The organism is Pseudomonas sp. PDM24 (assembly GCF_019218905.1).
Taxonomy (GTDB): domain Bacteria; phylum Pseudomonadota; class Gammaproteobacteria; order Pseudomonadales; family Pseudomonadaceae; genus Aquipseudomonas.
In genome coordinates, this window is sequence record NZ_JAHUWR010000007.1 from 239,474 (window position 1) to 261,607 (window position 22,134).

Genomic DNA, 22,134 nt, shown 5'->3' on the forward strand with positions numbered 1-22,134 from the left:
ACTGGAATTTGGAGTTCGTCATGAGTGCTTTTCACGACCTTAAACTGACAGCCCTGGATGGTCAGGAGCTACCTTTGGCGCCCTTCAAGGGGTGTGTCGTGCTGGTGGTCAACGTTGCCTCCAAATGTGGTTTGACCCCACAGTACGCGGCGCTGGAAAACCTCTACCAGCAATACAAGGACAAGGGCTTCAGAGTGCTGGGCTTACCGTGCAACCAGTTTGCCGGGCAGGAACCGGGCACCGAGCAGGAGATCCAGGCGTTCTGCAGCCTCAACTATGGCGTGACCTTTCCGTTGTCCAGCAAGCTGGAAGTCAACGGCCATGAGCGTCATCAGTTGTATCGTCTGCTGGCGGGCGAAGGCGCGGAATTTCCGGGCGACATCACCTGGAACTTCGAGAAATTCCTGCTGGGCAAGGATGGTCGCGTGCTGGCGCGATTCTCGCCGCGTACGGCGCCAGATGATCATGCTGTCATCCAGGCGATCGAAAAAGCGCTGAGCTGACATCCCCTCTGTAGGAGCGAGGCTTGCCCGCGAAAGCGTCATCTCATTCAACATTGATATCGACTGACATGACGCCTTCGCGGGCAAGCCTCGCTCCTACAATGCTTCCTATCTTTTAGACCTTAATCACCGCAATCAATAGTGCTGTGCATCGCTTGCCGCCCCGCATATTATCGCCGTCATAAAGTCTATGTCCCGTGGAGCGTCCCATGCCTGTCAAAGCCCTGTTCAAGCCTTTTCACCTAGGCGCTCTCGAGTTGCCGACCCGCGTCGTCATGGCGCCGATGACCCGCTCGTTTTCGCCGGGCGGCGTGCCCAATTCCAAAGTGATCGAGTACTACCGTCGTCGCGCCGCTGCCGGTGTTGGGCTGATCATCACCGAAGGCACCACCGTCGGTCACAAGGCCTCCAACGGCTATCCGAACGTGCCGCATTTCTATGGTGAAGCGGCATTGGCCGGCTGGAAGAAAGTCGTCGATGCGGTGCATGCCGAGGGCGGGAAAATCGTTCCGCAACTGTGGCATGTGGGCAGCGTGCGCCGCATCGGCACCGAGCCGGACGCCAGCGTGCCGGGTTACGGTCCGTCGGAAAAATTGAAGGACGGTCAGGTCGTGGTTCACGGCATGACCAAGGAAGATATCCAGGACGTGATTGCCGCATTCGCCCAAGCCGCCAAGGATGCTCAGAGCATCGGCATGGACGGCGTGGAAATCCACGGTGCCCACGGTTATCTGGTGGACCAGTTTTTCTGGGAAGGCAGCAATCAGCGCACTGACGAATACGGTGGCAGTCTGGCGAACCGTTCGCGCTTCGCCATCGAACTGATTCAGGCGGTGCGTACAGCGGTCGGTGAAGGTTTCCCGATTATCTTCCGTTTCTCCCAGTGGAAGCAGCAGGATTACACCGCGCGCTTGGTACAAACCCCGCAAGCCCTGGGCGAATTCCTCCAGCCATTGTCCGACGCTGGCGTGGACATTTTCCACTGCTCGACGCGGCGTTTCTGGGAGCCGGAGTTCGACGGTTCCGAGCTGAACCTGGCCGGCTGGACTCGCAAACTAACTGGCAAGCCAACCATCACCGTTGGCAGCGTCGGCCTGGATGGCGAGTTCCTGCAATTCATGGTCAACACCGACAAGATCGCCCAACCGGCCAGCCTGGAAAAACTGCTGGAGCGGCTGAATAACGATGAGTTCGATCTGGTGGCCGTGGGGCGTGCGTTGCTGGTGGATCCGGACTGGGCGCAGAAAGTGCGGGACGGTCGTGAGCAAGACATTCTGCCGTTCAGCCGTGAGGCGTTGATGACGCTGGTTTAAGCGGCATCCGGGCGGGCCTCTTCGCGGGCAAGCCTCGCTCCTACAGAATTTGTGTCGATCACACTATTTTGACCCGACACAAGCCCTAATGTAGGAGCGAGGCTTGCCCGCGAAGCTTTTCAAGGCAACAACGCTGCATCAGGCAAGGATTGCCCCTGCAAACAAGCCCCGCGCAACTGCCCCTCGAACTGCTCGATAATCGCCGCCCAACCCTGACGACTCGCATGCTGGCGCGCATTAAGACGCACGCAGCGCAAGGTTTCACGCTCCTCCAGCAGCCAGCGTGCTGCATCGCAGAACGCCTCTTCATCCCCGGGCATGGCCAGTACGCCGTTGTAACCATGGCGAATATGCTGGGCCGCCGCAGCCTGATCGTACGCCACCACCCCCAGCCCCGAGGCCAATGCCTCAAGCACCACATTGCCGAAAGTTTCGGTCAAGCTCGGAAACAGAAACACATCCCCCGACGCATAGTGACTGGCCAAGGCTTCGCCGCGTTGTGAGCCGCAGAAAATCGCTTCGGGCAATTCCTTCTCCAGCATCGATCGTTGCGGCCCATCACCAACCACAATCAATTTCATTTTTCGCTGTGGATAAGTCATTTTCAGCGTGTCGAAACACCGCTTGAGCAAGCCAAGATTTTTCTCTGGCGCCAGGCGTCCTACGTGGATCAAGGCAATATCTTCCTCGGCCAGTCCCCATTGCTCGCGCAGCGATTTCAGCCGTTTGGCCGGATGAAACAACTGGCTGTCGACGCCTCGAGAGAGCAGCGCCAGGCGCTCGAAACGGCGGCGTTCCAGCTCCAGTCGCTGGCTGGCGCTGGGCACCAGGGTCAGGGTCGAGCGATTGTGAAACCAGCGCAGGTAGTGAGTCAGCAAGCGGGTCAGCAGCCCGAAGCCGTATTGGCTGGAGTACTGTTGAAAATTGGTATGAAAGCCACTGACCACCGAAATCCCCAAACGCCGTGCCGCGCGCAATGCGGATAACCCCAGCGGTCCTTCAGTGGCGATGTACAACACGTCCGGACGATGGCGTTTCCAGCGCCGCAGCAACTTGTGCATCGACGACTGACCCCATTGCAGGCCGGGATAACCCGGCAACGGCCAGCCTCGACACAACAGCAACTCATCGTTGCTGCCCATGAGCGGGTCGCCACCCTGACGTGGCCGAACCAACTCCACCTGATGCCCGCGTGCGCGCAAACCGTCGAACAAGCGGCCAAGGGTATTGGCAACGCCGTTGATTTCCGGAGGGAAGGTTTCGGTGATCAGGGTGATATGCAGAGTTGTCGTCATGACCTCAGTGTCGGCTGAGGCCATGTCGTCATTGTGACGGTTGAGTGATGGATTTGTGACGCGATCAGCGGTGTTCTGCCACCAGATTTTCCGCGCCACGCTCACGTACCCAGAACAGCGTTGCGCCGGCTACTGCCGCCGGCATCATCAGAATGTTGACCACCGGAATCAGCAACACCAGATACACGCTCCCGCCGAAACCGAGGCTCTGCCAGCGTTTCTGCCGCAGCCAGGCGAGCATTTCGTTCCAGCCCAGTTTGTGGTTATCCGCCGGGTAATCGATGTACTGGATCGCCATCATCCACACCCCGAACAGCAGCCACAGCGGCGCGGCGATGATGTTGACCACCGGGATCAACGACAGGATGAACAGCCCGATGGCCCTGGGCAGGAAGTAGCCGAGTTTGCGCATTTCCCGGGAAAGGGTGCGCGGGATCATGGCGATCAGTTCGCCCCAGCTGAAGGCCGGGAAGTCGTCGGTGCCGCGCACCACCACTTCGACTTTCTCCGCGAGGAAGCCATTGAACGGCGCGGCGATGATGTTGGCGAGCATGGTGAAGGTGAAAAACACCATCAACACCACCAACACGACAAAAATCGGCCAGAGGATGTAGCTCAGAAAGCTCAGCCAATCGGGCAGGGACGGCATCAGCGTATCGACCCACATACTGAACTGATGGCCAGCCAGATAGATCAATCCGACGAACAGCACCAGGTTGATTGCCAGCGGCAACAACACGAACAAGCGCAGGCTGGGACTCAGGACCAGCTTGAGGCCCTCGCGCAGGTATTGCGGGCCAGACAGAACGGGGGCGGGCATAACGTGCTCCGAGCAAAGGGTAAACGCGCCGACCTTACCGGCTTTGCCTGACAGGCGAAAGCGCGGTAGCGGCATCGACATTAACTGTAACAAAGGCGTCTATATATTCACCTCGATGGGATAGAGACCGCCTATGAGCTGGATTGTTAAACCGTATTTCCTTAATCTTCGCCCCCTCGATACGCTGCACCCATTCTTTTTACAGGACTGTCGAGCCCAAGCCTTCCCCAAGTGCTTTCAACGGTCCTTTTTTATTCCCGCCGGCAATCCGGCGTTCCGCGCCCAGTGTTTCGGGCCCGGTCAACAGGAGCAGGTCATGTCTGAAGTTCGTCATTCGCGAGTGATTATTCTCGGTTCCGGCCCTGCCGGTTACAGCGCTGCGGTCTACGCAGCCCGTGCCAACCTCAAGCCACTGCTGATCACTGGCATGCAGGCTGGCGGTCAACTGACCACCACCACCGAAGTCGACAACTGGCCGGGCGACGTCCACGGCCTGACCGGCCCGGCGCTGATGGAGCGGATGAAAGAGCACGCCGAGCGCTTTGAAACCGAGATCGTGTTCGATCACATCAATGCCGTGGACTTCGCCGCCAAGCCGTACACCCTGATTGGCGACAGCGCGACCTACACCTGCGACGCACTCATCATCGCCACCGGCGCCAGCGCCCGCTACCTAGGCCTGCCGTCGGAAGAAACGTTCATGGGCAAAGGCGTTTCGGCCTGTGCGACCTGCGACGGTTTCTTCTATCGCAACAAGCCCGTGGCTGTGGTCGGTGGCGGTAATACGGCTGTGGAAGAAGCCCTGTACCTGGCCAACATCGCCAGCACCGTAACCTTGATCCACCGTCGCGAAACGTTCCGCGCCGAGAAGATCCTGATCGACAAGCTCAATGCCCGGGTTGCCGAAGGCAAGATTGTCCTGAAACTGAACTCCACCCTGGACGAAGTGCTGGGCGACAACATGGGCGTGACCGGTGCTCGCCTGAAGAACAACGACGGCAGCTTCGACGAGCTGAAAGTCGACGGCGTGTTCATCGCCATCGGCCACACCCCGAACACTTCATTGTTCGAAGGTCAGCTGACGTTGAAAGACGGCTACCTGGTTGTGCAGGGCGGCCGTGACGGCAACGCCACTGCGACCAACCTCGAAGGCATCTTCGCTGCCGGTGACGTGGCTGACCACGTCTACCGTCAGGCCATCACCTCGGCCGGCGCCGGTTGCATGGCGGCACTGGATGCCGAGCGCTACCTCGACGATCTGCAGAACGCTTGATTCTGATTCTGTAGAAAGCAAAAAACCGGCTTCGGCCGGTTTTTTTGTGTACACGATTTAATGCCTGATCACATTTTCGGTGTGGGAGCGGGCTTGCTCGCGAATGCGATGTGTCAGGCAATATGAATGTCGACTGACATGCCGCATTCGCGAGCAAGCCCGCTCCCACATGGACTGCGTGGACTTTGGGATTAGGACAATTTCGCGAGGCACGCCTCAAGAATATCCAGCCCTTCCTCCAGCACTGCCGCCTCTGTAGTTAAAGGCGCGAGCAGCCGAATGATGTGCCGCGATTTGCCGCTGGGCATCAGCAGCAAGCCCGCGTCTCGGGCAAGGGCCAGCAGCTGCGTCAACTGCGCCGAGGCCGGTGTGCCATCGGCATTGATCAGCTCGATGCCGCGCATGGCACCGACGCCGGTCAAGCGGCCCAGATACGGTGACAGTTCGCGGGCTCGCCAGGATTCGTAGCGGCTGACAATCGCTTCTTCCTGTTGCGCACTCCAGGCGTGCAGATGCGCGTCAGTCATTTCGTCCAGGGTCGCCAACGCGGCGGCACAGGCGATGGGATTACCCGAATAGGTGCCGCCCAATCCGCCCTTGGGCAAGTTATCGAGTAGCGACTTGCGCCCGACGACCGCACCCAGCGGCACGCCGCCGGCAATGCTTTTGCCCAGCAGGATCAGGTCCGGTTCAATACCCAATCGCGAGAACGCAAACCGCTGGCCGGTACGGCCGAAGCCGGACTGGATTTCATCGGCGATCAGCAGGATGCCTTTGTCATCACAGAAACGTCGCAGCGCTTGGGCAAATTCCACATCCATCGCCAGGAAACCCGCTTCACCCTGTACCGGTTCGACGATAAAACAGGCCACGTCATCAACGTCGATTTCGACGCTGAACAGCCGCTCCATCGCCTTCAGGGCCTCGGCGCAGGTCACGTCATTGTCTTTGCTGGGGAAGGGCAGGTGAAACACCGGCCCCGGTAGCACACCGACTTTCTGCTTGTAGGGCGCGACTTTGCCGTTGAGGTTGAGGGTGGCGAGTGTGCGACCGTGGAAGGCGCCGTCGAAGGCGATGACTGCCGTGCGGCCGGTGGCGCCACGGACGATCTTCAGGGCGTTTTCCGCCGCTTCTGCACCGCTGTTGGTGAGCATGCCGCTGACCGGGTAATCCACCGGGATAAACGCCGTCAGACGATCCATCAGTTCGAGGTAAGGCGCATGCGGGGCGGCGTTGAACGCGTAGTGGGTCAGCCGGGTGGCTTGCTCGCGAATGGCCTCGACGATGCGTGGATGGCAATGGCCGAGGTTCAGCACGCCGATACCACCGACGAAATCGATGTAGCGTTTGCCATCGGTGCCCCAGACCTCGGCGTTTTTGCCGTGGCTGAGCGTGACGGGATGAACGATGTTGATTGACTGACTGATGTTTTCGCTGCTCATGGATACCGGACTCAGAAGAAGGGATGCTTCTTTTTATCTAAGCCGCGAGCAGCGGTGCCCGGCAAACGAAATAAAGTCGCCGGGTCAATATTAAAAGTCGGGATGTGCCGCTAATACCTGTAGGAGTACGGCTTGCCGGCGATGGCGTTCTTGGGATCGCCTTCGCGGGCAAGCCTCGCTCCTACAAAAAGCGTTCAGCAGCGAGTCAGTGGCTGCTGCGAGAACTTCACACCGGCCAAGCCATGAGCGATCAACGCGCGGATATTGCCGTGGTCGCTGCCTTCAGGCGTGGCCACCACCGAACGGTAATGCTCGCCAAACGCTAACAGCGCTTCTTCATCACTCAAGCCTTCCAGCAATGCCAGGCCCAGGGTCTTGCACGAACCTTCGTTTTGCCCGGCGGCGTTTTCCACACCGCCGTTATTGAACGCCTGGGGCTGATAGTCGTAACCGGCTGCGATGAATGCCAAGGTATCGGCGAAAGCGTGTTCGCCGCTCTTGAGGCTGGCGCGCAGGGTGTTCAAATCACTCATTGGGTTTTCCTTTGGCGAACGCCGCTTGCTGGTCGGCGCTGGCTTCTTTCTGGTATTGGGCTTTCCACTCGGCGTACGGCATGCCGTAAACCACTTCGCGGGCTTCGTCGAGGCTGACGTCGATCTGGCGTTCATCGGCAGCGGCCTTGTACCACTTGGACAGGCAGTTGCGGCAGAAACCCGAGAGGTTCATCAGGTCGATGTTCTGCACGTCCTTGCGGCTGTCCAGGTGCGCGACCAGCCGGCGAAAGGCGGCGGCTTCAAGTTCCAGGCGTTGTTGATCGTTCATGATGGGCTCTGTGCAATCAAATCGTGGCGCGGATGATAAAAGCCTGGCGACCGATGCGCCAGACGCGGTCAGCGGCTCGCGGCCAGGGTAATCGACACCGACTCGGCGAAGCGCAAGGCATGGGGCTTGTCGACTTCGACTTCGGCGTACAGCACTGACTCGTTGACCATGATCAGGTCCAGCAATTCCTGGGTCAGGCGTTCGAGCAGGGCAAAGCGATTGCCCTCCACGTGGGCGATGATCGCCTTGGTGATGGTGCGGTAATTCAACGCGTGATCGATATCGTTGTCACGCACTGCATCCTGAGCGGCGTACAGGATGGTCAGGTTGATCAGCACATCCTGCTTGTTGAGGATTTCGTCCTCGTTGATCCCGATGAAAGTTCGCAAACACAGGTCCTTGACCCGGATGCGTGCCATTCCTGGTTGAAGTTGTGGCATTGCTACTTGCTCCGTCCAATCAATTGCAGGAACTCCTGGCGGGTATTACTCGACTCGCGGAAGGCACCGAGCATCACCGAGGTATTCATGGTCGAATTCTGTTTTTCGACGCCGCGCATCATCATGCACATGTGCTGGGCTTCGATGACCACCGCGACACCGGCGGCGTCGGTCACTTGCTGCACGGCGTCGGCGATTTGCCGGGTGAGGTTTTCCTGGATTTGCAGTCGGCGGGCGAACATATCCACAAGCCGCGCAATCTTTGACAGGCCCAGCACCTTGCCCGTTGGAATATAAGCCACATGGGCCTTGCCGATGAAGGGCAGCATGTGATGTTCGCAGAGCGAGTACAGCTCGATGTTGTCGACGATGATCATTTCATCGTTGTCTGAGGCAAACAGCGCGCCGTTGACGATCTCGTCGACACTTTGCTCGTAACCATGACACAGGTATTGCATCGCCTTGGCGGCGCGCACCGGGGTGTCTTGCAGCCCTTCGCGGTCGGGGTTTTCACCGAGGCCGATCAGGATCTCGCGATAGCTCTGGGACAAGGAGTTGTGTGGCGGGAATAACGTCATGGGACATCCTCGCGGGAGCGGCTTATTTGACGTGCCGTCCGCCGTTGACGGTCAGGGTCGTGCCGGTGACATAAGGGTTGTCGAGCAAATAACGCAGGCTCTGGTAGATCACTTCGCTGCCGGGCTCGATGCCCAGTGCCGATTTGGCCAGAACCCTGGCGCGGTACGCCGCGTCGTCGTCGGGATTGAACAGTAGCAGGGCTGGCGCGATACCGTTGACCTTGATGCGGGGCGCGTATTTCGCGGCAAAGGACAGGGTCAGGCTGTCGAGCCCGGCTTTGCTGGCGCAGTAGCCGATATGCTTGCTGCTGCCCCTGCGGGTCACATCATCGCTGATGTGCACGATGTCGGCGGGACTTGAACGCCGTAGCAGGTCGGCACAGTGCAGGTTGATCAGGTAGGGCGCCAGCATATGCACGCTGAACATGCGGGTGAAAGCCGCGGCTTCGGTGCCCGGGGTTTCGGCCAGCCATTCGGAAGCGTTATGGACAACCGCCCGCAAACTGTCGGTGTGGTTTTTCAGTTCGCCGATGAACGCAAGGATGCCGGCCTCGCTGGAAAAGTCCGCAAACACCGAGGTTGCCCCCAGATCACGCAGGGTTTGCACACCAGGGCGTTCGCTGCGATAGCTGAAAATGACCGGATGGCCGTCTTCGAGCAAACGCTGCGCACAGTGCAGGCCAACACGCTGGCCGGCACCGGTGATGAGGATTGGGGCTGCGGTAGAGGTCATGAACGGCTCGCGTCGCGGTAAGAGCAAAACTATACCAGCGACGGGAGTTGTTCACCTACGTCCTGCGATGGCCTTGCTTTTGTAGGAGCAAGGCTTGCCCGCGAAGGAGACGACTCGGTCTATCTGTCAAACCGTGTCATCGTTCTTCGCGGGCAAGCCTCGCTCCTACAAAGGGGTTATTGATTTTGGGGGGTGGGTTCGGCGGGCAACGGACGTGCAGATGGGGTATGCAGCCACCCGGCCAGCAGACGCGTCGACAGCGGAATGAAGAAATACACCATCAATGGCGTCAGGCACAGGGTGCTGACAAACACGCGGGTCAGCAAACCCGTTTCAGCCAGCAGCGGCCCCAATACAAAGTTGAACAACAGGGACACCGGAAAGAACGCCAACCAGATGGCCACGGCCTGTTTCCAGCGTGGCGGACGTTGGCCGACCGTACCGAACCAGCCATCGATGCCACTGACCCGATGTTCCGAAGGATTGGCAAACAGATCACTGCCGCGCCCCAGCCAGGCAGTGCGCGATGCGGAATGCTCCCAGGCGTGCATGGTCTGCTCGTCGGCGAAGCGGAAGATAATCTGGAACTCGTCATCATTGGGCGGCGGAGCCAGTACGCCAGAGCCCAGGTAACCGGGGAAATCGGTGGCCAGTTGTTCGCCTTCGCGCAACCAGGCCATCAGGTCCTGGTAACGCCCATCGGCGACGCGGCGCGCAACCATCAGGGTGACGGGTGAGGTAGACATTTTGTATCTCCGTAGGGCAAACGCGTCGCTCCGGATAAGAGCTTCGCCAGACACAGCGCCGGGGTGGTGGGCTGCGTCTCAAGACAAGCAAGGATTATTCCTGATTTTTTCTGGGACGTCTGTGCCAATTGGTTCAACGGCGTGTTGATTACTAATGGGGCAGTGGAGTTAGAATGGATCCAACTTTATACAGGGACGTAGATTACAAAATGCCTGTGCTGACCGACCTTGCACCTGGCTTGCCCTTCAGCACCTCCCTGATTCGAGAAGAACTGTTTCCGATCCGTGAGGTTGCGCGTCTGACAGGGGTCAACCCGGTCACGCTACGTGCATGGGAGCGGCGGTACGGTTTGATACAACCCACACGCACCGAAAGCGGGCACCGTTTGTATTCGGTGACCGATATCGAGCGGGTTCGTAGCATCCTCGGCTGGATTGAACGCGGTGTTGCCGTCAGCAAGGTCGGCAAGATACTGGCCAAGACCGAACCGCTCAAAGTACTGGCGCAGGTCATTCCCAACGAACTCGTTCAAGCCAACTATGACCAATGGCAGCAGCAGGTCAAGGCTGCGGTGAGTGCTTTCGACGAAGTTCAGCTGGAGCACGTCTACGGTCAGGTTTTTTCCAGTTACCCGCTGACGGTGGTATTTCAGGACATTCTGATTCCGGTCTGGAAGCTATTGCTACAACGCCATGAAGCGTTCGGTCAGATTAGCGAGTGGCTTTTTCTGGATGGTTTTCTACGATCTCGAGTGTTGCAACGCCTGTTGCTAGTGCGAGTCATGCAACCGCGACGAGTCATTGTCTGCGCCTTGGCCGATCAATGCCGTGAACTCGACGTGTTGGTCACGGCGCTGTATCTGAGCAGCGTCGATTCGGCTATTCAGTTGTTGGCGATCGGTCAGCCCTTCGAAGAGTTGGTTCTGGTTTGCGAGAAGATCAGGCCCAAGGCACTGATAATGATTTCCAACCACGCGCCGGCGGGGGAACTGCCTAGACGTTTGAAACGCTTGGCCATGAGCCTGGATTGTCAGGTGTTGCTGGCCGGAGAGGCATCGGACCTGGCGCAGGAGAGCCTGGCTGGATCATCGATCGGTTGTCTGGGAAGCGAGGGAGTGTTGATGCGCCAGCGTCTGAAGCAGTTCCTGGCGGGAAACCTGGATACCTGAGCGTAGATAGACTGAAAGATCAGATATGCAGGGCAGGATGGGTCAGGCGATGTTGCTGAAGAATGTACTGACGCAGACGTTCGGTTTCGTCCTTGTCACTCTGGCTCAATTCGTAGGCGTAGAAACCCTGCTCGGTTTCACGCTCGAAGGTGCCGCGCAACGCAATCCGCTCATAACCTGACGGGCTGAACCACAACGCGAAATGCTTCGGCGCCTTGGTCTTGTTGCGAACCTCCAGCAAAACCCCTTTGAACGATATTTCATGCACCCACATCGTGCCGGGTTGGCCCTTGGCATTTTCCAGTGCCACGGGCTCTTCTAAAACCAGGCGCCATGGCCGAATCATCGGCCCGTCTTCATAGATGCTGGGGACGCCGAGGCGTAGATGCATGGCGTGAAACTCATCTTCCACCAAGTGCAGCGGGAAGGTCATTTGCTGATTTTCGAAATTGGCCTGGATAGTGACTTGTTCATGAGCAGCCAGGCGTGTGAGCAAGTCACGAATCTGCGAGCCACCGTTGACGAGCAGACTCGACGTCGCATCCCGCACATTGAGTTGCGGGTTGTGTTGCATGTTCTGGATAAAATCCAGCTCATCCTGCGTCAGGAGTGCGTCGCGCTGCATGGTTTGCTCGAAAGAAATAATTACAAAGTCATCGGTGATTGTAGTAAATGACCACTAATTCGCAGATTGGTTTGAGCCGTTCGTCGTTTTGAGTGCGGCAATTTCTGCCTGTGCCTCGGCCAATTGCGCTTCCAGCTGCGCGACTCGCTGCTGCGCCTTGACCTGAACCGTGACGTCTTTCTGCACCCCGACAAAATAGGTCTGTCCGTCGAGCGGGTTTTTTACCGTGGAAAGCGACAGTTCGTTCCAGAACGGAGTGCCGTCCTTGCGGTAATTCCTGAGGATTTCCCGGCAAGAGCCGCCACTGCCCAACGCCTGCCGAATCAAGGCGAGGGCTGGCTGATCCCGGTCCCCTGCCTGCAAAAAACGGCAATCCTGATAGAGGATTTCTTCGCTGGAATAACCGGTCAGGCGCTCGAATGCCGGGTTTACGTAAATCAGGATGTTGTCCTGTTCGCCTTCTTTTTCGGCAATCACGATGCCGTCGTTGGAGGCGTTGATCACCATTTGCAGCAGTTGGGCATTGATCATCGCAGAGTCCTTTGCGTATTGATTGATACGCTGCATTCTAAAAGATCAATGAGGGCGGTGCTGTTAATATCTCCTACTTTTATTTAGATTCAGGATCAGATTGATGAAAGTCGCCATCCTTTCCGGCTCGGTGTACGGCACGGCTGAAGAAGTCGCCCGTCACGCCGCAAGCATTTTGAACGCCGCCGGTTTTGAAACATTGTACAACCCGCGTGCGACCCTCGCCGATGTTCAAGCTTTTGGCCCCGAAGCGTTTTTGGCGGTGACCTCGACCACCGGCATGGGCGAATTACCGGACAATCTGCAGCCGCTGTATTTCTCCATCCGCGATCAATTGCCCGCTGCCTGGCGTGGTTTGCCGGGCGCGGTGCTCGGTTTGGGCGACTCCAGTTATGGCGATACGTTCTGCGGCGGCGGCGAACAAATGCGTGAATTGTTCGGTGAGATGGGCGTGCGTGAAGTCCTGCCGATGCTGCGCCTGGACGCCAGCGAAACCGTGACGCCGGAAACCGACGCCGAGCCTTGGCTGGCGGAACTGGTCAGCGCACTGCGAGGCTGACGTTCGCGGGTGCTCTGACAATGGATCCAGACTCACCCGCGCACTGACTCGCTCGGCCATCAAGCTGGCTGCCAATGCAACTACACGAAGTCCGGGGGCTGACTAGACTGCTGTAACGCAGCAAAAAACAATAAAAACCCAGAAAAATAAAAAAGAGAATCCTTGCCGTGAGCGTAGCCCCCGTCCAATCGCCACACAGCATCAAAGACAAAGTCAGTGCCGCCGAATGGCAGACCCGCGTCGATCTGGCCGCCTGTTATCGTCTGGTGGCCTTGCACGGCTGGGACGATCTGATTTTCACGCATATTTCCGCCAAGGTGCCGGGCACTGAAGACTTCCTGATCAACCCGTTCGGGCTGATGTTCCATGAAATCACCGCGTCGAGCCTGGTCAAGGTCGATCAGGCCGGCAACAAGTTGATGGACAGCCCTTACGAGATCAACCCGGCGGGTTACACCATCCACAGCGCCGTGCATGAAGTCCGTCATGATGTTGTGTGTGTACTGCACACCCACACCGCGGCGGGGGTGGCGGTATCGGCGCAGAAGCAGGGCATCTTGCCGATCAGTCAGCAGTCCTTGTTCGTCCTTTCCAGCCTGGCCTGTCACGCCTACGAAGGCGTTGCGCTGAACCATGAAGAAAAGGCGCGACTGCAAGCCGACCTCGGAGAAAGCAATTTCCTGATGCTGCACAACCACGGTCTGCTGACTTGTGGCGGCACCATCGCCGACACGTTCCTGATGATGTTTACCTTTCAGCGCGCCTGCGAGATTCAAGTGCTGGCGCAGAACGGTGGTGCGGAGCTGATCGCCATCGAACCGCAGATTCTGGCGGGTGCCAAGGCGATGATCGCCGGTGTCACCAAAAGTGCTCAAGGGATGGGCGGCGCGCTGGCCTGGCCGGCGCTGCTGCGCAAACTCGATAAACAAGACCCCGGTTATAAACTCTAAATGGCCCTCGCCGAGATTCCTTTATGTGTCTGGCGCAAACGCGGCCAGACGTTCGTATTCCGCGGTCAGCCCCTGCGCTATTGGGCCGCGGGGCAAGGCGAACCGCTGTTGTTGATCCATGGCTTCCCGACCGCCAGCTGGGACTGGCATTACCTGTGGCAGCCACTGGCGCAGCGCTATCGGGTGATTGCCTGCGACATGCTCGGTTTCGGCGATTCGGCCAAACCGGTGAACGACGACTATAGCCTGCTGGCACAGGCCGATTTGCAACAGGCCTTGCTGGCGCATCTGAACGTTGACCAACCCGTTCACATTTTGGCACACGATTATGGCGACAGCGTGGCCCAGGAGCTGTTGGCCCGGCACTATGAAACGCGCGCTGATATCGCCAGTTGCGTGTTCCTCAATGGCGGGCTGTTTCCCGAAACCCATCACCCGGTGTTGATGCAAAAACTCCTGCTCAGCCCTTTGGGCTGGATGATCGGGCGAGCCTTTACCCGAGACGCGTTGGTGAAGAGTTTCCAGCAGGTCTTCGGTCCGCAGACCCGGCCCACGGAAAGTGAACTGGATGATTTCTGGAGCCTGGTCGACAGCAATCACGGGCAACGGATCATGCACAAATTGATCAGTTATATCCCGCAGCGCCGTGTCCAGCGTGAACGTTGGGTCAGTGCCATGCAGCGTGGCGAGGTGCCGTTGCGGGTCATCGATGGCGAGGTCGATCCGGTTTCTGGCGCGCACATGGTGGCGCGCTATCGGCAACTGATTCCCGACCCGGACACCATTCTGCTACCTGAAATCGGCCATTACCCGCAGATCGAAGCGCCGGCGCAGGTGCTCAAGCACTATCTGGAGTTTCGCGACCGGCTGGTTTCACCGCCGCGTAAAGTGGCGTGTTCCTGACTATCCCGCTGCCTTATTGCGCACCATTCAGCCGCCCCCGTGTTCATTGTGACCGGCAGCGCTGTGGCTGACACTCGCACTCATTATCCCTTGCAATGTCCCTTGGCCTGCTGGAGTTCCCCATGAATGAGTCTGTGCGCTTCGAAGATAAAGTGGTGATCGTCACCGGTGCGGGCGGTGGTTTGGGGCGGGCGCACGCGCTGCTGTTCGCAAAGCAGGGCGCCAAAGTGCTGGTCAATGATCTCGGCGGTTCGGCTCAAGGCGAAGGCGCCAATGCATCGGCTGCCGATCGTGTGGTCGCAGAAATTCGCGAAGCGGGCGGCACCGCCGAAGCCAACCACGATTCCGTCACCGACGGTGACAAAATCGTGCAACACGCCCTCGACACATTCGGCCGTGTCGATGTTGTGGTGAACAACGCCGGCATCCTGCGAGACAAGACCTTTCACAAAATGGACGACAGCGACTGGGACCTGGTTTACCGCGTCCACGTCGAAGGCGCCTACAAGGTCACTCGCGCCGCCTGGCCGCACATGCGTGAGCAAAACTATGGCCGCGTGATCTTCACTGCCTCGACCTCGGGTATCTACGGCAACTTCGGTCAGTCCAACTATGGCATGGCCAAACTCGGCCTCTATGGCCTGACCCGCACACTGGCCATCGAAGGCCGCAAGAACAACATCCTGGTCAACGCCATCGCCCCGACCGGCGGCACCCGCATGACCGAAGGCCTGATCCCGCCACACGTGTTCGAGCAACTCAAACCGGAACTGGTCAGCCCGCTGGTGGTGTACCTGGCCAGCGAACATTGCCAGGAAACTTCGGGGCTATTCGAAGTGGGTGGCGGCTGGATGGGCAAAGTGCGCTGGGAGCGCAGCCTGGGCGCCGGGTTTGATCCGCGGGTTGGTTTCTCTCCGGAAGATGTGGCGGCGCATTGGCAGCAGATTTGTGATTTTGAGGGGGCCGCGCATCCGAAGGACAATATTGAGGCGCTGAAGGAAATGATGGAGAACTTGCAGAAGTATTCGATTTAAGTGGAGGGGGCCACCAAGCTGAGGCTTGGTGGCCGAATTGCTAGTTAAGAGTATTTGTTTTCGATCATGAACTTGGGAGCTTTCCAGTTCGGGCCTTTGATAGCGACAGGGCCTTCACCGTTGGCCAGTACACCCTCCTCGAAAAGCCTTGCATAGGTTTTCAGCAGCTCGCCACTTTCAATGACTTCATGTCGATAGCGTCCAAACATTCTGTCTAGAGATGGAATAGCGGAACCGAGTGCGAAAACGGTCAAGACATCTTCTACTGTTTCATTTTTAACTACTTGCTCGACGATGCTCACTGTTTGCCTCCTTTCAAAAAATTCTTGAAAAATATTTCATCTTGTCTATCCGCAGCCGTTATGGCGTCTTTTGTGTAGAGCAACGACTCATCATCATGAAGCTTGAAGTCTTCCAGGGTCGCCGTGTGCGCGTTGTTCCAGATCGGCAAATCTTTGTCGGGTTTGAAGTCATCGCTGAGCCCCAGCGCTCGAAACCTCTCAAGCTCCCTCATCTCATGAGTGTAGTAGCGCAGATCCGTGTCAGTGAGCTGCGAGTATCCGTTAAGGATTTTCTCAAGGCGTTGCACCATCATGTCATTGGCATCGGATTGATCGAGTCGTGCGATGTGTAATTTCACAGCATCAATTCCGGTTTGGGTAATGACAGCCGTGCGCCAGTCCAGATCCAGTATCGGCCCTCCCGCCTGCTCCGGATTGAAAAGACGCCCGCTGTATTTACCTTTGACGGAAGCCCCTTGATAGGGACTGCTGATAACGACATACAGCGGCGCAATACCCGAATCATCTGGAAAGACGATGATGGACCTGTCCCAACCCTCCACCAGTATGGGATGCAAATCCAGACGCCCTTCGAGGGGCACGATCGGGATTCCGGGATACGTCGGCGTATCAGCCTGAACAATCGGCCGTTCGGTCGAGCTGTTACCCGGTGTGACGGCGGGTGTCCAGGTCAGGGTATTGGTTGGCGAGTCAGGCAGGCCTAGCCGATAAACGTTGTTCTGCGCATCGAATGTTGCGTGCCTCACCGGAACGCTGGGGCGAATGTCGAACCCGTCGGCCGTGATGACAAACACCTCTGCGCCTGAGCCGATGGGTCTGTAGCCAATCCCGACCGGCAGATCCAGTGTTCCTTGCCGGTCCGCGATCGCTCGCAGTGACTGTGCGCTTTCTGACGTCAGTTCCGCGAGCGGTACGCTCATCGTAAAGCGTTCGCCGTTTCCCAGGCGCGAAGGCGTCAGCAGAGCGGCGAAACCGATCAGTGCCAAGCCCAGTGTCGCGGCGCCTGCCGCAGTTGCCACCTGCAATGCCGAACGCAGTGCGGTGATTATCGCGGCCGATGTTTCGGGAGCGAGGATGACGGCGGTCGAGGCGAAGGAAAATACCGGGCTGGAAGAGGCTGTCGCTCCCATAGCGGGATATACCCGCAGGGCTGCTGAAGCCGCTTGCTGTTTCTCGTGCTCCTGCCGTTCAGCTTCAACACGAAGCAGTTCTGCCTGACGTTGAGCCTCAGCCAGTGCTGCAAGCCGTGCTTGTTCGACAGCCACTTGTCGTGCGGCGGCTTCGGCGGCAACGAGCGCTTGTTCGGTAGCCAGTCGTTGATCCTCAGCCAGCGCTGCAAGGCGTGCCTGCTCTCGAGCAAGGGCCTCAGCTTGCTCGTTGATCCGTGCCAACTCGGCGGCGATCCGTCGGGCTTCCTGCTCCGCTGCCATTCGCGCCTGATCTTCGGCTTGCACAGCAGCCAGCCAGTTGAGCACGTTGACCTGTTGCTGATTGAGAAGCTGGATGGCTTGGCTCAGAAGCCTCGCTTCATGAGCTGCCCGGTAGGATTGGCTCCACAACTCCCGTACTGCGGCTGACCGGTCCGCTCGCCGGATAGCTGAGGCCCGATTCAGAAAATCATTGAAGTTTTTGCCAATCGGATCACTTCCATAAAAGCGGTTGGCGATGGCGGTCTGTCCGTGAAGTTCTGCAGTCTTGCGTTGAATCAGCGTGTTTCTGACACCCAGTTCGCGAATCAATGCCGCCGCCGGCGATAGAGGATGCGTTGGGCCTTCCAGCCGTGTCGAGGCCAGCTCGGCCTCAATTGATTGTGCTAATAATGTGGACTTTGCACCGAACTCTTGTTCAAGGGCTATCTGAGTGCCGTACATTATTTCGCGGGTTTTATGGTTGGCCCCTGCCGGCCCGAACATACCGCTAAATGAATAGCCCTGCGTGGTGTCCTTAAAGGGGTCCCAGTTATCTGGGGCCTCTGCAGTAATATGTGTTGCATCAAGAATTAATGGCGGTTTCTGCATATTCAATTCCTTTGAATTTGCTGTTCAGGGTTTCTATGTGATCAATGGATATAGGTTTCAGAAGATATTCTGGTTTGTCGCAGTAGAGAGTGCTCTTCCATTGATTGATAAGTTATTGCTTTACGTTACAGTGGAATTGGAAGTCATGGGTCCGAGAAGTACGTAGGGAACCACTCGTATAGTCGAGAGAAGTTTCCTTGACTGAATAAATAATTAGAAATGTCTTTATCTTGAAGAGGATTTTTCTTACCTGCTACAGCGAAACATCTTGTAGGAATACTTGTATGAAGCCTGATTGCCAGACAAAACCATCGCCCATAAAAAAGGCCGCTGCAAACGCAGCGGCCAAAGCAAGACGTGGATCAAGGAGCAATAAATCAACGTCAGTGAACAGGGGGCGATGAGTCGAAAAAATACGCTTCAAATCATCTGGAATCTGTCGCCAACGGGGTGGGTCAATCATCCCCGTCGCTTCGTGCTTTCAGGCCGTTTGCCGTGAAAGCCCGGCAAGAATAAGGGCTTGAGCGCAAAGGAAAAATAGCGATTCCAGACATGCACTGTTGCAGGCTGAGCAACAGTCGCAGGCTGACACTTGTAGCAGCCTCGCGAGCTCGGCAGCTGCTACAAGCGAGCGCCTGCTACGCACCCCGGCTTCACCCTGTCCCATGCGCTGCACTGATAACCCTCCATCCAGCCCATCCATACCTCGCGCAAACCCCCGTCCCATGCGGGCATTCATCCTTTGGAGGGACAACGCGAATACCTCCTTGGTGCGCTTATCGCTCCCGGCGTGCGGCAGTAGGGTGGGGCCTTCTGTCACTCACCGGGGAAGACGCATGACAAAAACAACAATGCGCGCCATCTTCAAACCGCAAGCGCTGGCCGCTGCGGTGGCCTTGGGCTGCTGTGCCCAGGCGCAGGCTGTTTCATTCAACATCGGCGAAATCGAGGGGCAGTTCGATTCCTCGTTGTCGGTCGGCGCGAGCTGGGGCATGCGCGATGCCGACAAGTCACTGGTGGGCACCGTCAACGGCGGTACCGGCCAGTCTTCGACCGGTGATGACGGGCGCCTGAACTTCAAGAAAGGCGAGACCTTCTCCAAGATCTTCAAAGGTATCCACGACCTCGAATTGAAATACGGCGACACAGGCGTGTTCGTCCGTGGCAAGTACTGGTACGACTTCGAGCTGAAGGACGAAGACCGCGAGTTCAAACAGATCAGCGACAGCGGTCGCAAAGAAGGCGCCAAGTCTTCGGGCGCACAGATCCTCGATGCATTCGTCTATCACAACTATTCCATCGCCGATCTGCCGGGCACCGTGCGCGCCGGCAAGCAGGTGGTCAGCTGGGGTGAAAGTACCTTCATCGGCAACTCGATCAACAGCATCAACCCGGTCGACGTTTCCGCATTCCGTCGTCCGGGGGCGGAGATCAAGGAAGGCCTGATTCCGGTGAACATGCTGTTCGCTTCCCAGGGCCTGACCGATCAGCTCACGGTGGAAGGTTTCTACCAACTGGAGTGGGATCAGACCGTTCTCGACAACTGCGGCACTTTCTTCGGCGTCGACGTGGCGGCGGACGGCTGCAACAACGGTTATACCGTCGGCAGCCCGGCGATTGCGCCGTTGGCGCCGCTGGCGTCAGCCTTTGGCCAACCTATTCAGGTCACCCGTGAGGGCGTCATCGTGCCCCGTGGCGGCGACCGCGATGCCCGGGATTCAGGGCAGTGGGGCACCGCCTTGCGCTGGCTCGGTGACGACACCGAATACGGCCTCTACTTCATGAACTACCACAGTCGCACACCGACCGTCGGCACCACCACCGCCGGGCTGTCCACACTGGCCAGCCTGCCGGGCATGGTCAGCATTGCCAACCGTCTGGCCCCGGGCAGCGGCTCGGGCCTGGCGCAAAGCGTGATGCTCGGGCGCGGCCAGTATTACCTCGAATACCCGGAAGACATTCGTCTGTACGGCGCAAGCTTCTCCACCACTTTGCCCACCGGGACTGCCTGGACCGGCGAAATCAGCTACCGGCCCAACGCTCCGGTGCAGGTCAATACCAACGACCTGACACTGGCGTTGCTTAACCCGATCGCCGGCGGCGCCGCATCGCCTGTCGCGACCCGGCCAGGTGCCGACAACACGGGTTATCGCCGCAAGGAAGTGACCCAGGTCCAAAGCACCCTGACGCACTTTTTCGACCAGGTATTGGGCGCCCAACGGCTGACCCTGGTGGGTGAAGCAGCGGTGGTACGGGTTGGTGGTCTGGAGTCGCGAAGCAAGCTGCGTTATGGCCGCGATTCGGTTTACGGCCAGTACGGTTTCGGCGGCGATACCGACGGCTTCGTCACCTCAACTTCCTGGGGTTACCGCGCCCGGGCGATCCTTGATTACGCCAACGTGATCGGCGGGATCAACCTCAAACCCAACCTGTCCTGGTCCCATGACGTCGCCGGCTACGGTCCCAACGGGCTGTTCAACGAAGGCGCCAAGGCGGTCAGCGTCGGTGTCGATGCCGATTACCGCAACACCTATACCGCGAGCCTCAGTTACACCGACTTCTTCGGCGGTGACTACAACGTCCTGGAAGACCGTGACTTCCTGGCGCTGAGCTTCGGTGTGAACTTCTGATCTGGCTGAGAAGGATGATGTTAATGCGCAAGATGATTCTGCAATGCGGCGCCCTGGCCCTGAGCCTGCTGGCCGCCAACGTGATGGCGGCGGTCTCGCCGGAAGAAGCCAACAAGCTCGGCAACACACTCACGCCGCTGGGCGCCGAGAAGGCCGGCAACGCCGACGGCTCGATCCCGGCCTGGACCGGTGGCATCCCGAAAAACGCCGGCGCTGTCGACAGCAAAGGCTTCCTGGCTGACCCGTTCGCCAACGAAAAACCGTTGTTCACCATCACCGCCGCGACTGTTGATAAGTACAAGGACAAGCTTTCGGATGGGCAGGTGGCGATGTTCAAGCGCTACCCGGAAACCTACAAGATCCCGGTCTACGCGACCCATCGCACCGTGGGCCTGCCGGCGGAAATCTACGAGTCGGCCAAGCGCAGCGCGCTGAATGTGAACAGCATCAACGACGGTAACGGCCTGGCCAATTTCACCGGCAATCGCTATTACGCATTCCCGATTCCGAAGAACGGCGTCGAGGTGCTGTGGAACCACATCACCCGTTATCACGGCGGCAACCTGCGCCGCATCATCACTCAGGTGACCCCGCAGACCAATGGCAGCTACACGCCGATCCGCTTCGAGGAAGAGATCGCCGTACCGCAACTGATGAAGGACCTGGACCCGGAAAAAGGCGCCAACGTACTGACCTTCTTCAAACAGTCGGTGACCGCGCCGGCGCGGTTGGCGGGTAACGTGTTGCTGGTGCATGAAACCCTCGACCAAGTGAAAGAGCCGCGTCTGGCGTGGATCTACAACGCCGGTCAACGTCGGGTACGACGCGCGCCGCAAGTGGCCTACGACGGGCCGGGCACCGCCGCCGATGGTTTGCGCACGTCGGATAACTTCGACATGTTCTCCGGTGCGCCGGATCGCTACGACTGGAAACTGATCGGCAAAAAGGAAATGTACATTCCCTACAACAGCTACAAACTCGACTCGCCGAGCCTCAAGTACGATGACGTGGTCAAGGCCGGGCACATCAATCAGGACCTGACCCGTTACGAGTTGCACCGGGTCTGGGAAGTGGTCGGCACGGTCAAGCCGAGCGAACGGCACATCTACGCCAAACGCCATATGTACCTCGACGAAGACAGCTGGCAAGTGGCGCTGGCGGATCACTACGACGGTCGCGGTCAACTGTGGCGAGTGGCCGAAGGTCACGCCCAGTATTACTACGATCACCAGACGCCGGCCTACACCCTGGAGGCGCTCTACGACATCATTGCCGGCCGATACATTGCCTTGGGCATGAAGAACGAAGAGAAGCACAGCTTCGAATTCGGCTTCGACGCCAAGTCAGCGGACTACACTCCGTCGGCCCTGCGCGCCGAGGGCGTTCGGTAAGGGTTTTGATACATTGGCATCACCAGAGGCGACCTGCGGGTCGCCTTTTTTATGGGC

At 58.3% G+C, this 22,134-nt stretch carries 24 protein-coding genes; 10 read left to right on the plus strand and 14 right to left on the minus strand.

The window, feature by feature from the left end; translation table 11 throughout:
- The first annotated feature begins 20 nt into the window (after positions 1-20).
- The gene (locus KW837_RS22810; RefSeq protein WP_218398697.1) at positions 21-503 is read left to right on the plus strand and encodes a glutathione peroxidase; all 483 of its coding nucleotides are present in this window, start codon (positions 21-23) and stop codon (positions 501-503) included.
- 209 nt (positions 504-712) lie between these two features.
- Positions 713-1,816: an NADH:flavin oxidoreductase gene (locus KW837_RS22815; protein ID WP_218398698.1), complete on the plus strand. Its 1,104-nt coding sequence runs from the start codon at positions 713-715 to the stop codon at positions 1,814-1,816.
- Positions 1,817-1,935: 119 nt separating this feature from the next.
- Here KW837_RS22815 and KW837_RS22820 read toward each other — a convergent pair whose 3' ends face one another.
- Both KW837_RS22820 and cysZ read right to left on the minus strand, forming a co-directional pair.
- A complete protein-coding gene (locus tag KW837_RS22820) occupies positions 1,936-3,135 on the minus strand; it encodes a glycosyltransferase family 1 protein (RefSeq protein ID WP_218398699.1) in 1,200 nt (399 codons plus the stop codon).
- 40 nt (positions 3,136-3,175) lie between these two features.
- Positions 3,176-3,931, minus strand: coding sequence for a sulfate transporter CysZ (gene cysZ / locus KW837_RS22825; RefSeq protein ID WP_218398700.1), 756 nt, complete (start codon positions 3,929-3,931; stop codon positions 3,176-3,178).
- Between the two features lie 316 nt (positions 3,932-4,247).
- On the opposite strand from cysZ, the gene trxB reads away from it, so the two are divergent.
- Entirely contained in the window at positions 4,248-5,204 is a 957-nt protein-coding gene (trxB, locus tag KW837_RS22830; RefSeq protein WP_008070552.1) for a thioredoxin-disulfide reductase, read from the plus strand.
- 191 nt (positions 5,205-5,395) lie between these two features.
- On the opposite strand, the gene KW837_RS22835 is transcribed toward trxB, so the two are convergent.
- The 7 genes from KW837_RS22835 to KW837_RS22865 all read right to left on the minus strand — a co-directional run bounded on the left by KW837_RS22835 (position 5,396) and on the right by KW837_RS22865 (position 9,965).
- On the minus strand, positions 5,396-6,646 hold the full coding sequence (locus KW837_RS22835; protein ID WP_218398701.1) for an aspartate aminotransferase family protein: 1,251 nt from the start codon (positions 6,644-6,646) through the stop codon (positions 5,396-5,398).
- 194 nt (positions 6,647-6,840) lie between these two features.
- Entirely contained in the window at positions 6,841-7,179 is a 339-nt protein-coding gene (locus tag KW837_RS22840) for a HopJ type III effector protein (protein ID WP_218398702.1), read from the minus strand.
- A complete protein-coding gene (locus KW837_RS22845) occupies positions 7,172-7,468 on the minus strand; it encodes a DUF1244 domain-containing protein (RefSeq protein ID WP_018927179.1) in 297 nt (98 codons plus the stop codon). The genes KW837_RS22840 and KW837_RS22845 overlap by 8 nt, the downstream gene beginning before the upstream one ends.
- Positions 7,469-7,536: 68 nt before the next feature.
- Positions 7,537-7,908, minus strand: a complete 372-nt coding sequence (gene folX, locus KW837_RS22850) for a dihydroneopterin triphosphate 2'-epimerase (RefSeq protein WP_007901645.1) — start codon at positions 7,906-7,908, stop codon at positions 7,537-7,539.
- 2 nt (positions 7,909-7,910) lie between these two features.
- On the minus strand, positions 7,911-8,486 hold the full coding sequence (folE, locus tag KW837_RS22855) for a GTP cyclohydrolase I FolE (RefSeq protein ID WP_123501388.1): 576 nt from the start codon (positions 8,484-8,486) through the stop codon (positions 7,911-7,913).
- A gap of 22 nt (positions 8,487-8,508) precedes the next feature.
- On the minus strand, positions 8,509-9,219 hold the full coding sequence (gene folM, locus KW837_RS22860; protein ID WP_218398703.1) for a dihydromonapterin reductase: 711 nt from the start codon (positions 9,217-9,219) through the stop codon (positions 8,509-8,511).
- Positions 9,220-9,395: 176 nt separating this feature from the next.
- Positions 9,396-9,965: an antibiotic biosynthesis monooxygenase gene (locus KW837_RS22865; RefSeq protein ID WP_218398704.1), complete on the minus strand. Its 570-nt coding sequence runs from the start codon at positions 9,963-9,965 to the stop codon at positions 9,396-9,398.
- A 209-nt stretch (positions 9,966-10,174) separates the two neighbouring features.
- Between KW837_RS22865 and KW837_RS22870 the strand changes: the two genes are divergently transcribed.
- The gene (locus KW837_RS22870) at positions 10,175-11,134 is read left to right on the plus strand and encodes a MerR family transcriptional regulator (RefSeq protein ID WP_218398705.1); all 960 of its coding nucleotides are present in this window, start codon (positions 10,175-10,177) and stop codon (positions 11,132-11,134) included.
- Positions 11,135-11,153: 19 nt separating this feature from the next.
- On the opposite strand, the gene KW837_RS22875 is transcribed toward KW837_RS22870, so the two are convergent.
- On the minus strand, positions 11,154-11,759 hold the full coding sequence (locus tag KW837_RS22875) for a hypothetical protein (RefSeq protein ID WP_007901651.1): 606 nt from the start codon (positions 11,757-11,759) through the stop codon (positions 11,154-11,156).
- A 54-nt stretch (positions 11,760-11,813) separates the two neighbouring features.
- Complete coding sequence (locus KW837_RS22880; protein WP_218398706.1) at positions 11,814-12,290, minus strand: PAS domain-containing protein; 477 nt, start codon at positions 12,288-12,290, stop codon at positions 11,814-11,816.
- A 103-nt stretch (positions 12,291-12,393) separates the two neighbouring features.
- Here KW837_RS22880 and KW837_RS22885 point away from each other — a divergent pair, with 103 nt between their 5' ends.
- The 4 genes from KW837_RS22885 to KW837_RS22900 all read left to right on the plus strand — a co-directional run bounded on the left by KW837_RS22885 (position 12,394) and on the right by KW837_RS22900 (position 15,736).
- A complete protein-coding gene (locus tag KW837_RS22885; protein WP_218398707.1) occupies positions 12,394-12,849 on the plus strand; it encodes a flavodoxin in 456 nt (151 codons plus the stop codon).
- A 167-nt stretch (positions 12,850-13,016) separates the two neighbouring features.
- Positions 13,017-13,799, plus strand: coding sequence for a class II aldolase/adducin family protein (locus tag KW837_RS22890; protein ID WP_218398708.1), 783 nt, complete (start codon positions 13,017-13,019; stop codon positions 13,797-13,799).
- Positions 13,800-14,702, plus strand: coding sequence for an alpha/beta fold hydrolase (locus KW837_RS22895; RefSeq protein WP_218398709.1), 903 nt, complete (start codon positions 13,800-13,802; stop codon positions 14,700-14,702).
- 122 nt (positions 14,703-14,824) lie between these two features.
- A complete protein-coding gene (locus KW837_RS22900; RefSeq protein ID WP_063341524.1) occupies positions 14,825-15,736 on the plus strand; it encodes an SDR family oxidoreductase in 912 nt (303 codons plus the stop codon).
- Between the two features lie 44 nt (positions 15,737-15,780).
- On the opposite strand, the gene KW837_RS22905 is transcribed toward KW837_RS22900, so the two are convergent.
- From KW837_RS22905 to KW837_RS22915, 3 genes are all read right to left on the minus strand, one after another.
- A complete protein-coding gene (locus KW837_RS22905; RefSeq protein ID WP_218398710.1) occupies positions 15,781-16,038 on the minus strand; it encodes an immunity protein in 258 nt (85 codons plus the stop codon).
- The gene (locus tag KW837_RS22910; protein WP_218398711.1) at positions 16,035-18,056 is read right to left on the minus strand and encodes an S-type pyocin domain-containing protein; all 2,022 of its coding nucleotides are present in this window, start codon (positions 18,054-18,056) and stop codon (positions 16,035-16,037) included. Before KW837_RS22910 ends, KW837_RS22905 begins: the two co-directional genes overlap by 4 nt.
- A gap of 253 nt (positions 18,057-18,309) precedes the next feature.
- Positions 18,310-18,519 carry a hypothetical protein gene (locus KW837_RS22915; RefSeq protein ID WP_148050134.1) on the minus strand — a complete coding sequence of 70 codons (210 nt, stop codon included), beginning with the start codon at positions 18,517-18,519 and terminating at the stop codon, positions 18,310-18,312.
- A 373-nt stretch (positions 18,520-18,892) separates the two neighbouring features.
- Here KW837_RS22915 and KW837_RS22920 point away from each other — a divergent pair, with 373 nt between their 5' ends.
- Together KW837_RS22920 and KW837_RS22925 are read left to right on the plus strand one after the other, a co-directional pair.
- The gene (locus KW837_RS22920) at positions 18,893-20,686 is read left to right on the plus strand and encodes a DUF1302 domain-containing protein (protein ID WP_218398712.1); all 1,794 of its coding nucleotides are present in this window, start codon (positions 18,893-18,895) and stop codon (positions 20,684-20,686) included.
- Between the two features lie 23 nt (positions 20,687-20,709).
- On the plus strand, positions 20,710-22,077 hold the full coding sequence (locus tag KW837_RS22925) for a DUF1329 domain-containing protein (protein ID WP_218398713.1): 1,368 nt from the start codon (positions 20,710-20,712) through the stop codon (positions 22,075-22,077).
- Positions 22,078-22,134 lie beyond the last annotated feature (57 nt).